Below are 13721 nucleotides of genomic sequence, written 5' to 3'. Positions count from 1 at the left end.
GGACGAGCACCTTCGTGACAAAGAAGAAAGGGAGCGACAATGTCGATCTCCATCAAGCCCCTCGAGGACCGCATCGTCATCCGCCAGGTTGAGGCCGAGCAGACCACCGCCTCCGGCCTGGTCATCCCGGACACCGCCAAGGAGAAGCCGCAGGAAGGCGAAGTTATCGCCGTGGGCCCCGGCCGCGTTGACGACAACGGCAACCGTATCCCCGTCGACGTCAAGGTCGGCGACGTCGTCATCTACTCGCGCTACGGCGGCACCGAGGTCAAGTACGACGGCCAGGAGTTCCAGATCCTGTCCTCGCGTGACGTGCTGGCGGTTGTGGAGCGCTGAACGCCTCCGCGCAGACGCATAAAGGGGCGGCCCGGAAGGATTCCTTCCGGGCCGCCCCTCTCTGTCTCTGTTGATGACGGGCTGGACGCGGTGGGTCGCGCCGCCCGCAGGCTCAGGAAGCCGTTTCGGCCAGCTGTGCCAGGACGGTGTTGCGCACGTACGCCGCGTCGCGGAAGCCGGGGATGTAGGCCTTGTTGATGAACAACGTGGGCGTGCCCGTGATTCCGGCCTGGTGCGCCTGCTCCTTCGCGGAGGAGACCTTGGTGACGGTCAGCGGATCGCGCATGGTCGCGCGGAACTTGTCCAGGTCGGGCACGCCGGCCTTGGCCGCGAAGTCAACGAGGGACTGCTCGGAGTACTGGGGGTGCCCGGTCGGGTCGGCGGCCGCGTACACGGCGTCGTGGAATTCCCAGAACTTGCCCTGCTCGCCAGCGGCGATGCCCGCCTGGGCCGCCAGGGGAGAAGAGTCGGTGATCTGCGCGAGGTCGTACCACTCGACGCGCAGCGTGCCGTCTGCGACCAGGTCCGCCAGCTCAGGGTCGATCTCCTGGGCGAACTTCGTGCAGTAGGGGCAGGCGAAGTCGGAGAAGACGACCATGGTGACGGGCGCGTTGACGTCGCCCTTGGCCTGCGGGTCAGCCGCGTCGTGACGCACGAACGACTCCATGATGGCCAGGTTGTTCGGGTTCGTTTGGCTCGGCTCGGCGTTCGTCTCGTCGGCGGGCAGCTGCGCGGAGGCGCTGGCCGCCGGGGTCGCCTGGCTCGCGGGCGAGGTGGAGGAGAGCTGGACGCCCATCCACACGCACGCGCCCGCCAGCAGGGCGGTGATCGGTGCGGTGACCATGAACAGGGTCTTGTAGATGTTGGTGTCCTGCTCGGCGGTGGTCTTCTTGGTCGTTGACGAGGCCGTTGAATCGTTGGCGGTCATGCGTCCTCCCGGGGAACGTCGGTCGTGATGGCGGGCGATGTCTGGACAGTAAAATGGTGCGGCATCGCGGGGGCGATGCCGCACCGGCAGTTCGGTTGAGCGTTAGGACACGCGACGTCCGCGTCCGGAGGAGCGGATCTCTTCGCGTCGTTCTTCCTCAGTCATTCCACCCCAGATGCCGTAGGGCTCCTGGGCGGCCAGAGCGTAGGACCGGCACTGCTCGATTACCGGGCAGGTCGCGCAGATCGCCTTGGCGTTAGCCGCGCGGCGACGGCGCGTCGAGCCGCGCTCACCCTCGGGGTGGAAGAACAGCTCGGTGTCCAGGTCTCGGCACGCCGCTTCGTACTGCCATTCCCACGCGTCGATCATGGGTCCGGGCAGACGGGAGACGTCAGTCATTGGGTGCCTCCTTCTTGTCTGTCGTGCCGACACTTTCGGCATACGATGTCCGCAAGGATAGACACTTGTGCGGTAGTTATTCAAGGCCCTTTTTAGAACTATGAGCCAGTTCTCATGCTGGCAAGGTCTGGGCGGTGAAAATGCAGATGAAACCGTGGTGGCGATTATGAACGAACAATGAACAACTTTTTGAATAACTTTGAGATGCTTGACGCATAGCTTCCTGTGGCGCTCACGGCCGCAACCGGCAAGAATCAATAGGGAACAACGGCGAAGGGAGAGGAGCAGTCATGCCTCGAGCGATTCTGACGCACGCTGCGCACGCCGATCGTTCCCGCACCGTGTCCTCCGTCGCCGACGAACTCGGCGTCTCCGCCTCCACGCTGCGCACCTGGGAACGCCGCTACGGCCTCGGCCCCGCCCAGCACGAGGCGGGATCGCGGCGCCGCTACCAACCCGAGGACGTCGAGCGCCTGCGCGCAATGGTCAACCACGTCCACGCCGGGCTCCCTGCCGCCGAGGCCGCCAAGCGCGCCCTCTCCGAGCTCTCAACCCGCCCCAGCACCGGGCCCATCAGCGCCGCCCAGCTGCGCGCCGTCGTCCTGGCCGATGATTTCCCCCGCCTCGAGGAAGCGCTCGAAGCCGCCGTCGCCAGCCACGGCCTCGTCCATACCTGGTCGCGCTATGTGGAGCCCACGCTCAAATCCCTGCGCGCCACCCCGGCGGGCGACCCCGTGGGATGCACGCCCGCGCTCATGCTGCTCAACGCCTTCCAGCGCGTGTGCCGATCCGTCCACCTCTCACGCCCCGCCCGCTCCCTCGTGGGCGGGGACCGCGTCGCCCTCATCTGCGACACCCTCCACGAGACCCCCGCCCAAGTCATCGGCGTCGCCCTGGCCTGGTACGGGTGCGACGTGCGCCTGCTGTCCAGCGACAACTACGGGGGTGTGGGGGCCGCGGACCGATTCCGTGAATACGTGCGCGGCGGCGTCCCCGCGCTCACCGTCGTGCTCGGCTGCGGGCCCGCCTGCGCCGACACCGTCCGCGAACTCAACGCTCGCTACGGCGGCCCCACGATCATCGTCGGCACCGACGCCCCCGACGTCCTGGCCGCCCACGTGCAACGGGTGCGCACGATCAGCGCCTGCGTCGAAGAAGCCCTCGCGCTCCTGGCCCCCCAAGCAGACCTCCAGCTCGTCGGCCGTTCCTGACCATTGACGAGGCCTGGGTTCCTCTCATTTGACGACGATCCCACGCGGGGCCGTCGTTCATGCCAACAGCGCTGGTCAGGTGATACCGTGAGAGTACGTACGGCAGGAGAACAGTCATGAACGCCCCCTGGAACAATGAAGATCTACGCCGCGCTTTCGACGCCGACTTCGAGGCGCTGGTCTCCTTCGCGTCCCGATCAAAGGCACGCGTCGGCTTCGCATTCCTGCGCGCCGACGGCCACGTGGACCTCGGGCGACCCCTGGATGCGCGCATCAGCGCGCGCATGACGCACGTCTTCGCCCTCGCGCAGATGCGCGGCATCGAAGGCGCGGCGCACCTGGTTGACCACGGCCTCGCCGCCCTCACCGGACCCCTGCGCGGCCCCGGCGGCTCCTGGTACTCCGAGGTCGTCCCCACCTCCGAAACCAGCGCGACCCCGGTACCCCGCTCCGTCCTGTCCCAGCGCGCCCAGTCCGCCATGATCGGCGCGGCCGCCGCGGCTCTCATGGCCGGGCACGCCGAGGCCAGCACCCTCCTGGCCGACCTCGAAACGGACCAGGACCGGCGCTGGTGGGACCCCAACGTCGGGGCCGTGCGCGAAGAGATCGACCCGGCCACCGGCGCGCGCTCGCCCCTGCGCCGACTCTCCACCAACCTCGACACCGCCCAGTCCTACCTGGCCGCCTGGGAAGCCACCGGAAACCGCGTCTGGTTCGACCGCGCCCGCTCCATCATGCGTCTCGTCGGCGAAATCGCGGCCCGCTCCGGCTTCGCCCTGCCCGACCTCTTCGACGAGGAATGGCGCCCCCTGCCACCCACCTCCGACCAGCCCCCGCTCGAACTCATCCGACCCGCCGACACCCTGCCCGGCCTCGGATTCAAAGCAGCACGCCTCATCGGCCAGATCCACGCGATCCTCACCCACATGGGCGAAACCCCCGGGCCCTGGATGCTCGATACCGCCGTCTCCCTGTACGAGTGCGCCCACGCCGACGGCTGGACCGACGACGGCGTCGGCGGCATCGTCTACACGCTCGACGCCACCGGCGTCGTCGTCGCGCCCGAACGCATGCACTGGGTCGTGTGCGAGGCCGCCAGCGCCGCCCGCGTCCTCGCCGAACTGGTCGACCCCGACCGCGTCGAGGACATGGCCGTCGACTACGCCCGCGCAGTCGCCTGGGCAGACTCCCACGCCCGCGCCGGCGTCGGACGCTGGATCCACGAAATCGCGCCCGACGGATCCGTCTCCATGCGGGTGTGGGAGGGACGCCCGGACGCCCTGACCGCCGCCCGCATGCTCGCCCGCGGCGCCGCCCCCATCTACCTGACTGTCACCGGGGCCACCGCTCGGGCCGGGGCCTCCAGGGCCCAGCGCGCCGCCTAACACCTGGGCCCGCGCGCCTCGTGACGTGCCTCCCCCAGGCGCCACCGTGACGCGCAGGCCAGCTCCGGCCTCGTCCCTGTCACCACCCCCACGCGCGGGCGGTTACGCGAAAGCACCGCCGACCACCTACAATTGGCCCATGGGAGAACTTTCATCACACGATCCTTTCGGCCTGACCGGCCTCACCTACGACGACGTCCTGCTCCTACCCGAGCTTACGGACGTCGTTCCTTCATCCGTTGACACATCCAGCCGCCTGACAAAGAACATTTCCCTGCGCGTGCCGCTCCTGTCCGCCGCCATGGACACCGTCACCGAGGCGCGCATGGCCATCGCCATGGCCCGCCAGGGCGGCATCGGCATCCTTCATCGCAACCTCTCCATCGAGGAACAGGCCGCCCAGGTCCGCCAGGTCAAGCGCAGCGAATCCGGCATGGTCGAAGACCCGGTCACCGTCGGCCCCGATGCGACCATCGACGAACTCGACCGCCTCTGCGGCCACTACCGCGTCTCCGGCCTGCCCGTCGTGAACGAGGACGGCACCCTCCTGGGCATCATCACGAACCGCGACCTGCGCTTCGTCCCCCAGCGCGAGTGGGCCACCCTGCGCGTGCGCGACTGCATGACCCCGCGTGACCGCCTCGTCGTCGGCCAGGTCGGCATCTCCCGCGAACACGCCAAGCACCTGCTGGCCGAACACCGCGTCGAAAAGCTGCCCATCGTCGACGAGAACGACCACCTGACCGGCCTCATCACCGTCAAGGACTTCGTCAAGACCGAGCAGTACCCCAACGCCACGAAGGACTCGCGCGGGCGCCTCGTCGTCGGCGCGGCCGTCGGCTACTGGGGCGACACGTGGGAGCGCGCCACCGCCCTGGCCGAGGCCGGCGTGGACGTCCTCGTCGTCGACACCGCGAACGGCGGTGCCCAGCTCGCCCTCGACATGATCCGCCGCATCAAGGCCGACCCGACGTTTGAGGGCATCGACATCATCGGCGGCAACGTCGCCACGACCGAGGGCGCGCAGGCGCTCATCGACGCGGGCGTTGACGCCGTCAAGGTCGGCGTGGGCCCCGGCTCGATCTGCACGACCCGCGTCGTCGCCGGCGTCGGCGTCCCCCAGATCACCGCCATCCACCTGGCCGCCCAGGCCTGCCGTCCCGCCGGAGTCCCGCTCATCGCGGACGGCGGCCTGCAGTACTCGGGCGACATCGGCAAGGCCCTCGTGGCCGGCGCCGACACCGTCATGCTTGGCTCTCTCCTCGCCGGCTGCGAGGAGTCCCCCGGCGAGGTTGTGTTCACCAACGGCAAGCAGTTCAAGCGCTACCGCGGCATGGGCTCGCTCGGCGCGATGAGCTCGCGCGGGCGCAAGTCCTACTCCAAGGACCGCTACTTCCAAGCCGACGTCACCTCCGACGACAAGATCGTCCCCGAGGGCATCGAGGGCCAGGTGCCCTACACCGGTTCCCTCGCCCAGGTCATCTACCAGCTCGTCGGCGGCCTGCACCAGACCATGTTCTACCTGGGTGCCTCCACGATCTCCCAGGTCAAGGCCAACGGTCGCTTCGTGCGCATCACCAGCGCGGGCCTGCGCGAGTCGCACCCGCACGACGTACAGATGACGACGGAAGCGCCGAACTACCATTCCTCATCAGCGAAGTAATCGCAGGTCGGGCGTTCGGAACGGGCGGGAGCAGCCGGTGGGCTGCTCCCGCCCGCTTCTTGTATGCAAGGGTGACTCGGGGGGCGATGACGCTGTATGAGTTGGTTACGTGCGTGTTTTGTCTTGGAGGCATTCAAGGATTTGTGTTGCGGCTGCGTGGGTGGGGGAGGGTGCAAAGAGGGTGGGGAGCTGGGTCTTTCGTTAAGTCGTGGCAGTGTGGCTGCTCTTGTCTTCCGGACTCTTCGGTGGCTTGTCTTGCTGGGTGTGAAGGAGGGACGTACAATAAAACCGACCGACGGTCTGGAATGGGGGTTGTGTGAATCAGGCTGAGAAATCCGAGCGTACCCGGGAAGCGATCTGTATAGCCGCTCGCCAGCTCTTCGCAGATAAGGGTTACGACATGACAACGATGCAAGATATCGTCACGACAAGCGGCATGTCGAAGGGGGCGATCTATCATCATTTCTCGTCGAAACAGGAGGTGCTGCGTTCCGTTGTTGTGGGGGAGTTGCACTATCTGAACGCATTTGTTGAAGACCTGGCTGCACAATCTGATGCATCGGTGACCGATAGGGTAACGGTCCTCGCGAAGCATATGGTTGCGTCTAGTCCGCAAAGTGGTCTTGGGCGCGCCAACTGGGTGAGTGAGGTTCCAGAAGCCTTACTGGAATCATTGCGTAACACGCTGACAAAGCTTGCGCCCCACCTGGAACAAATGCTGCGCCAGGGAATCGAGTCTGGTGAAATCGGCTGTGCATTCCCCCGTGAGGTTGCTGAAGTGTTGGTCCTGCTTGTAGATGTGTGGGTCGATCCGCTGATCGTTGCGGAATCGTATGAGCGAATGTGTCAAAAGGTGGACTTCATCGCTGCTTTCCTCAAGCGTTTCGATGCTCAGGTGCTCAGTGAGGAAGCTATCGCAGTCATCAAAAACGGTGTAGGTCATTTCTATGAATGAGCGCAATTCCTACTCCATTCTCATGGTGAATCTACCGTTTGCTGGCCATACGAACCCGACGCTCGGATTAGCTCGGGTACTCACTGATATGGGGCATCGTGTCACCTATATTCATTCTCCTGCGTGGCGAGAAGCAGTGGAAAATACGGGCGCGCATTTCGTCCCTTACGATGACTATCCCCTCTTCCCGCGTCCATTCCAGGATCGCATGCGATGCTGGCGTGCGGCTTATCGGACGGTGCTGCGTATCGGCGCAGGCTACGACTGCCTGCTCTACGAGATGCTCTTTGTGTCAGGCAAGGCGCTCGCCGACCGTTTGGGAATAGTCCCCATTAGGATCTTCTCAACCTTCGCGCTTAATGAGCATGTGCTGGAAGACTTCGGTCGAAACGGCGGGTTGTACCTAACCTCGATCTTCCGTTTCCCGCGCCTGAGAGCGCTCATCTCCGCACCTATGAGTAGGCGATATGGCTGGCGATTCCGAGAGCTTGAGGCTGAGATTGTGCGTAATAGCCCTGCTCTCAACATCACCTACACGCCTCGGAGCTTCCAGGTGTACGCCGGCGAATTTCCTCAATCTCGGTATGCGTTCGTAGGTGCTTCTATCGATGGATGTCGCCACGAGCCATGTGAACTTCCCGAAGGTGGCGGACCTCTCGTCTACATATCTCTCGGAACAGAACTCAATAAATCCGAGCGGTTCTTCCGTCGCTGTGTAGAAGCGTTCGGAGGTACTGGTGTGCGTGTTGTCATGGCAATCGGCAACTCGGTGCGCCCCGAGAACCTAGGGCCCCTTCCTCCTACGACGATGGTTCGCAGCAGGGTTCCGCAACTTGAGGTGCTCTCGCAAGCATCTCTCTTTATTACCCATGGAGGTATGAATAGTGTCAATGAGGCACTCTTCTACGGTGTGCCGATGCTGGTTGTTCCTGTTGGTAACGACCAGCCGACTGTGGCGCGGCGGGTGGAGGAGCTGGGATTGGGTGAAGCGTTGGAAATCCGCGAAGCAACTCCCAATGTCCTCCGTGAGGCGGCTATGCGCGTGCTCTCTGATCGTGAGTGCCATGCGCGCCTCTCCGAGTTTCGTCAAGAGACGCGGAGTGCAGGGGGCAACACAAAAGCGGCGAAGCTCATCATCGAACAGCTCAATCGAGTGTGAACAGCGGGCGGGAGCAGCCGGTGGGTTGCTCCCGCCCGCGCTATCCTAGGGGTGCGAAAAACCCACGACAGCGCAAAGGAGCCACCCATGCTCATCCTCATCGATCACGCGAACGTCGATTCCATCAAAAAGACCCTCGAATACCTGCCCATCGACGGCGTGACGACCAACCCGACGATCCTGTACCGCGAAGGCAAGGAACCCCTCGAGGTCCTCCACGCGATCAAGTCCGTCCTGCCCGATGGCGCCCAGCTGCACGTCCAGATCGTCTCCCAGCGTGCCGACGACATGGTCGCCGAGGCGCGGGCGCTGCGCGGCGAAATCGGCGGCAACCTCTTCATCAAGCTGCCCGTCACGCACGAAGGCTTCGCCGCCATCCCGCGCATCGTGCGCGAAGGCATGCAGGTGACCGCTACCGGCATCCACTCCTCGATGCAGGGCTTCATGGCCGCCAAGGCCGGGGCTCGCTACGTCGCCCCCTACGTCAACCGCATGGACAACTACGGCATCGACGGCGTGCGCGTCGCCTCCGAAATCCACCGCACCCTGCGCACCTACGACCTGAAGGCCGACGTGCTGGCCGCGTCCTTCAAGAACTCTGAGCAGGTCCTCGAACTGGTCCGTCAGGGTGTTGGCGCCATCACCGCCGCTCCCGACGTGCTGGCCGCCCTCATCAAGAACCCCGCGACAGACGCCGCCATCGCGGACCAGAACCGCGACTTCGGCATCCTCGTGGGTGAGCGCCGCACGTGGCTGGACCTTATCAACGACAAGTGATCCTTGCGTAGAGGCCCGGAGGCGGCGACTCGCCTCCGGGCCTCTCGCATACCCGCGTTGCGGCTGTGTCGCCGGTGTTCCGTTGGCTGTGTCGCCGGTGTTCTTGCGGCTGCGCCGCTGGTGTTTCTGTTGGCTGTGTCGCCGGTGTTCCGTTGGCTGTGCACCGGGACCGCGGCTCATCATCGGTGACCGTGACGCATGCACTGACCCTGTCCTTTACGTGGACGGAACTGGAGAGGTCTGGGCCGCGAGGACGGTCGCAGGCATGGTTCCTAGGCAATGTCGCACGTAATTCCCCTGCGGCTGCTTCAAACCTTGAATTTGTGTCGTTGGAATTGCAACGTTTTGAGCGGCACTTGAAAACTGACCGTGGGAAATTATGTGCGACTTTTATTCGGCGAGACCCTGTGGCGCCGTCGGGCCCGCCGGCACCCTCCACACGGGTCGCGCGTTGCGTGTTACGTGACCAGGCCCTTCGTTCCCTGCCATACCCTCTGGGCTTATCTGGATAGGTTGTGCACACGTGGATAGGTTATGCACATCCGGATAGGTTGTTAAGCTATCCGGATGCTGCTTACCTATCCGGATGTTCGTTACCTATTCGGATGTTGCTTATCTATCCGGATGTGTGTTGGTGGCCAGGGGCTGCGACCCCGCCAGCGCCCTCCGCACTGGTGGCGTGTAGCGCGTGCTGCGCAGCCGGTCGGCCGCCCACCGGGCGCGGCCTAACCCGGCCACTGCCTCGTACAGGCGCTCTCCAAGCAGCTCGTACAGGCCCCCTGTGTGCGGAGGAGCCTCATGCACAACGAAAACGGGGGCCGGCACCTGCCGACCCCCGCCTGAATCCTTCTTACTCCTGGTCGCCGCCGCGGCCCCGCGGCGTGATCTGGGGCCACTCGCGGTCGATGGATGCGTCGCGGCCCTGCTTGCGCAGGTACTTCTCGAAGTCCTCGGCCCAATCCTGGTGGGCCTGGAGCTGGTAATCCATGAGCTCCAGGGCGCTCATGGAGGCCAGCTGCGGGTACTTGTCGACCATGCCGGCCAGCACGTCGAGCGTCATGGCCACGTCCACCTCGGCCGTGTGCGCGTCGGGGGAGGCGACCGCCCCATAGACGGGCGCCATCTCCGTCAGCGTCTTCTTGCCCTTGCGGAAGCGGTCGAGCTTGCGGTCCAGGACCAGGGGGTCGACGACCAGCATGGGCGCGCCCTCCAGACGCTCCTCGAAGGAGCCCAAGCGGTGGCGGCGCAGCTCCTGGTTGACCAGCGTGATGTCGTAGGTCGCGTTGAAGGCCACGACCGGGTAGCCGCGCAGCCAGTGCTCGACGATGGAACCGGCCAGCTCGTGCAGGACCTCCTCGATGGGGCGGCCGTCGCGCCGCGCCTGCTCGGTCGTGATGCCGTGAACGGCCGTGGCCTGCTCGGGAATCTCGATGCCCGGGTCAGTCAGCCACGTGGCCACCTGGTCGGGGGCGCTGACCCCGCTGCGGTAGGAGGCCCCGTCGATGCGCAGCACCAGCGCGGCGGTGACGAGGCGGTCCTTGAGCGCGCGCACGCCCGTCGTCTCGGTGTCAAAACCCATCCACGGGTCGTCGATCCAGCTCATGGTTGCTCCTGTCCTTGCCGGTTCCACCAGTGTGGCAGAGGGCGGGCACATCTGCGTCCCGGAGGCAGTAGAATCGGTTCATGAGCCACGAAGTCGAAATCGGACGCGGCAAGCGCGGTCGGCGCGCCTACACACTGGACGACATTGCGCTCGTGCCCGCCCGGCGTACGCGCGACCCCGAGGACGTTAACGTCGGCTGGCAGATCGACGCCTACCACGTCGACATTCCTCTCATGGCCGCCCCGATGGACTCGGTGATGAGCCCGGAAACCGCGATCGCCTTTGGTCGCCTCGGTGGCATCGGCGTCCTGGATCTGGATGGACTGTGGACCCGCTACGAGGATCCCGAGCCGATCCTCGACCAGATCGCGCACCTCGGCGAGGAGGAGTCGATCGCGACCCTCCAGCGCGTCTATTCGGAGCCGATCAAGCCCTCGCTGATCACGGAGCGGCTCACGCAGCTGCGCGAGGCCGGCGTGGTCGTCGCCGGCAAGCTCTCGCCCCAGCGCGTCCAGCAGCATTGGCGCGCGGTCGTGGACGCGGGCGTCGACCTGTTCATTATTCGCGGCTCCACAGTGTCTGCCGAGCACGTGTCGTCGCGGCGCGAGCCCCTCAACCTCAAGCGTTTCATCTACGAGCTGGACGTGCCCGTCATCGTGGGCGGCGTCTGCACGGACACGGCGGCCCTGCACCTCATGCGCACGGGCGCGGCGGGCGTCCTCGTTGGTTTCGGCGGGGGAGCGGCGCACTCGACGCGCCAGTCGTTGGGCGTTCACGCGCCGATGGCGACCGCGATCGCGGATGTGGCCGCAGCTCGCCGCGACTACATGGACGAGTCCGGCGGTCGTTACGTACACGTCATCGCCGACGGCGGCATCGGGCGCAGCGGCGACCTCGCGCGCGCTATCGCGTGCGGCGCGGACGCCGTCATGCTGGGTGCGGCCATCGCCCGCGCGGAGGAGGCTCCCGGGCGCGGCTGGCACTGGGGGTCGGAGGCGACCCACCCGGATATGCCGCGCGGCCAACGCGTTCACGTGGGGACGACGGGCACGCTCGAGCAGATCCTCTACGGCCCCTCGACTCGCGCGGACGGCTCGCTGAACTTCGTCGGCGCCCTCAAACGTGCCATGTCCACGACCGGTTACGCCGAGGTCAAGGACCTTCAGCGCGCCCAGGTGGTCGTCTCCCCGTACTCGGCGTCCTGACTGTCGCTCATCGACAGGGACGAGGCCGGGGCTGGCACAGTGCATGCCCTCAGGTCGGGGCCGTAGGTGCTGTATCACGGCCTCGTTGAGTGGCTGTGAATCTGGCATGGTTGATCGTTGTCGTGTCATACGCCTCGGTCCTTGTAAGCGTGATCCTGTGTTGCTTGATGTGCGTGCAGGAATATGCCGAGAAACAGGACACGGGCTGAAACGGGTACTTGGCAGCGCGAGCTGTTAGATGATGACCACGAAACACGGTGATCAAGTATCCACGACAAAAAGCTTTCGTGGCGGCAGACTAATGCCACGTCCTCCAACCCCCGCCTTAATGGTCGGGGGTTTCATCTTCGTATTAGAGAGCAGAGCGTGTTGGTTTTGTGGTGATCTTTCGGCTTTGTAGCGCGTGAAGGCGGTATTGAAGGTGGTTGTTTCATCGTGGGGGATGAACGCTCCCACATGCTCGGTGTACGGGCGAATGCTTGGCTTGGTGTGGACCCTCAGCTTACGCAGCGCAGCGCAGCGATAGTGTTGCTCCCCGTGCACTATGATCCAGGCCAGTACTTTCATGGTCAGTGCGTCAGCGGCGACGAAGGTGAAAGGACCAGCGTCATCGAGGGGACGGTTGCGGAACTGTTCGACGTGTTCGTCTAGGTCTGTTGCCATGCGTGAGACCTGGGACTTCGACAGTCCTGTGATTCCCAGGGTTTTGACGAGCTTATCCATGCGCCGTGTCGATACTCCCGCTAAGTAGCAGTCAGCGACCACTGTGATCAACGCGGTTTCACTGCGTTTGCGCCGTTGCAGCAACCGCTGACGGGAAGTAGGTGCCTGAACGCAGCTTGGGGATCGCCACGTCGATGGTGCCGACCCTGGTGTCCAGGGGCCGGTGTCGATACCCATTGCGTTGGGCGTGACGCTGCGGATCTTGTTGGCCCCACTGGGCCCCACACACCGTGTCAGCGTCCCCTGAGAGCAGCGCGTTAATCAGGTGCTGGAGCAAGGAATGCATCAAATCTGGGGACGCCTGGGACAACGCCTGGCCAAGCAGGCCAGCAGGGTCGATAATATGAGGAGCGGTCATCGTAGTGCCTCCACATCGTTTCGAGTGAGAAGTAGAAGAGCTTTCTCGAAGGATCACACGGTGACCGCACCCATATCAAACGAGCCGACCACCACACGGTTACACCACTATGCGGGATGCTACTCCGGGCGGCACCATCGCCCCGGGGTAGGCTCACGCCTTGCTTTAGTAAGAAGACAGAATAAAAATCCCCTTTGTCACCTCATGTTCAAGCACTTGACGAAGAGCGGGACGCAGATAGTCTCTTTCGAGTACACTGAGGTCACTCCTGTCCCCGAAGGTGCATCGGCGAGCCTTGGCAAGGCTGACGAATTTCAGATGACCATGAGCAGTGATAGTGTCATCTGATGAAACTCCTCGCCTGTTGGGACCGTACCATTCAAGTTCTGTGAGAAAATACGCTTCTCCGGTTGTTGTAAATGCAAAACATTTAATAAAGGAGTCATAATAATCTAACTTTTCAATGAGCCACCCTTCAGATTCAGCTGAGTAGACCGTAAAAGGGTGCCCTAAGCCAAACATTGAAGTTCCTGATCGAATATCTTTGTAGAATCTTACAGGAGGGACTTTATATTTTCTCAAAAGTTCTTTAAATTCACTAAGCGCTGGATGGTCGGATACGTTAAAATATCTTACCTGAGCGCGCCGGCGCATATCTTCTTCTTCGATTTCACGGCGAACTTCGTCTTCAAGTGATCCCATGGTTCAATGTTAGCAATGTGGGACTGCTGCAGGTCAAGTCCTGTGGAGTGGTGTAAACGTTTTGTGTTCTTCGGGTTGGGTTATGTGGCTCTTCGCATTGTGGGGTGTGGGGGTGGTGTTCGAAGCGTCCCGGGGATCGTGGACAGTGTCGTGGGACGACGACCGAACACAGGAGCTCGCCTGGGGCGCCTCATCTACCAAAACTCGCACGTAATTCGGATACCCGAACTTTGTGCAGCACCCCAAAACGTTGCAATTCCAACGATGCGATTTCAACGTTTGACATACATGTCAGGGAATTACGTGCGACATTTCTG

12 protein-coding genes and 1 pseudogene are annotated in these 13721 nt (G+C 63.9%); 8 read left to right on the top strand and 5 right to left on the bottom strand.

The annotated features are described in order from the left end of the window. Positions 1–39: 39 nt before the first annotated feature. Positions 40–336 carry a co-chaperone GroES gene (gene groES, locus O3669_RS01540; protein ID WP_003790486.1) on the top strand — a complete coding sequence of 99 codons (297 nt, stop codon included), beginning with the start codon at positions 40–42 and terminating at the stop codon, positions 334–336. A 112-nt stretch (positions 337–448) separates the two neighbouring features. On the opposite strand, the gene O3669_RS01535 is transcribed toward groES, so the two are convergent. Continuing rightward, positions 449–1264 carry a thioredoxin domain-containing protein gene (locus tag O3669_RS01535; RefSeq protein WP_295919806.1) on the bottom strand — a complete coding sequence of 272 codons (816 nt, stop codon included), beginning with the start codon at positions 1262–1264 and terminating at the stop codon, positions 449–451. A gap of 102 nt (positions 1265–1366) precedes the next feature. Beyond that, on the bottom strand, positions 1367–1663 hold the full coding sequence (locus tag O3669_RS01530) for a WhiB family transcriptional regulator (RefSeq protein WP_003790481.1): 297 nt from the start codon (positions 1661–1663) through the stop codon (positions 1367–1369). Between the two features lie 290 nt (positions 1664–1953). Here O3669_RS01530 and O3669_RS01525 point away from each other — a divergent pair, with 290 nt between their 5' ends. From O3669_RS01525 to O3669_RS01500, 6 genes are all read left to right on the top strand, one after another. Beyond that, complete coding sequence (locus O3669_RS01525; protein ID WP_295919811.1) at positions 1954–2874, top strand: MerR family transcriptional regulator; 921 nt, start codon at positions 1954–1956, stop codon at positions 2872–2874. A gap of 116 nt (positions 2875–2990) precedes the next feature. Beyond that, positions 2991–4259, top strand: a complete 1269-nt coding sequence (locus O3669_RS01520) for an AGE family epimerase/isomerase (protein WP_295919813.1) — start codon at positions 2991–2993, stop codon at positions 4257–4259. A 139-nt stretch (positions 4260–4398) separates the two neighbouring features. After that, positions 4399–5922, top strand: coding sequence for an IMP dehydrogenase (gene guaB, locus O3669_RS01515; RefSeq protein ID WP_371523370.1), 1524 nt, complete (start codon positions 4399–4401; stop codon positions 5920–5922). A 316-nt stretch (positions 5923–6238) separates the two neighbouring features. Continuing rightward, entirely contained in the window at positions 6239–6877 is a 639-nt protein-coding gene (locus tag O3669_RS01510) for a TetR/AcrR family transcriptional regulator (RefSeq protein WP_371523368.1), read from the top strand. Next, positions 6870–8036 carry a macrolide family glycosyltransferase gene (locus tag O3669_RS01505; protein ID WP_295969043.1) on the top strand — a complete coding sequence of 389 codons (1167 nt, stop codon included), beginning with the start codon at positions 6870–6872 and terminating at the stop codon, positions 8034–8036. The genes O3669_RS01510 and O3669_RS01505 overlap by 8 nt, the downstream gene beginning before the upstream one ends. A gap of 87 nt (positions 8037–8123) precedes the next feature. Continuing rightward, positions 8124–8813, top strand: coding sequence for a transaldolase family protein (locus O3669_RS01500; protein WP_297910218.1), 690 nt, complete (start codon positions 8124–8126; stop codon positions 8811–8813). An 850-nt stretch (positions 8814–9663) separates the two neighbouring features. On the opposite strand, the gene O3669_RS01495 is transcribed toward O3669_RS01500, so the two are convergent. Continuing rightward, on the bottom strand, positions 9664–10416 hold the full coding sequence (locus tag O3669_RS01495) for an exonuclease domain-containing protein (protein WP_371523367.1): 753 nt from the start codon (positions 10414–10416) through the stop codon (positions 9664–9666). An 80-nt stretch (positions 10417–10496) separates the two neighbouring features. On the opposite strand from O3669_RS01495, the gene O3669_RS01490 reads away from it, so the two are divergent. Next, complete coding sequence (locus O3669_RS01490; RefSeq protein WP_295969195.1) at positions 10497–11621, top strand: GuaB3 family IMP dehydrogenase-related protein; 1125 nt, start codon at positions 10497–10499, stop codon at positions 11619–11621. A 558-nt stretch (positions 11622–12179) separates the two neighbouring features. Here the strand turns inward: O3669_RS01490 and O3669_RS01485 are convergent. Both O3669_RS01485 and O3669_RS01480 read right to left on the bottom strand, forming a co-directional pair. Next, positions 12180–12702, bottom strand: a pseudogene (locus tag O3669_RS01485) (transposase); the annotation flags it as partial. 165 nt (positions 12703–12867) lie between these two features. Continuing rightward, complete coding sequence (locus O3669_RS01480; RefSeq protein ID WP_371523366.1) at positions 12868–13404, bottom strand: hypothetical protein; 537 nt, start codon at positions 13402–13404, stop codon at positions 12868–12870. Between the last annotated feature and the right edge of the window lie 317 nt (positions 13405–13721).

The sequence above is a fragment of the Pauljensenia sp. 20925_1_34 genome (genome assembly GCF_041432775.1).
GTDB lineage: Bacteria > Actinomycetota > Actinomycetes > Actinomycetales > Actinomycetaceae > Pauljensenia.
The sequence above is the reverse complement of the archived record's forward strand: the minus strand, read 5'-3'. Positions and strand labels throughout refer to the sequence as shown.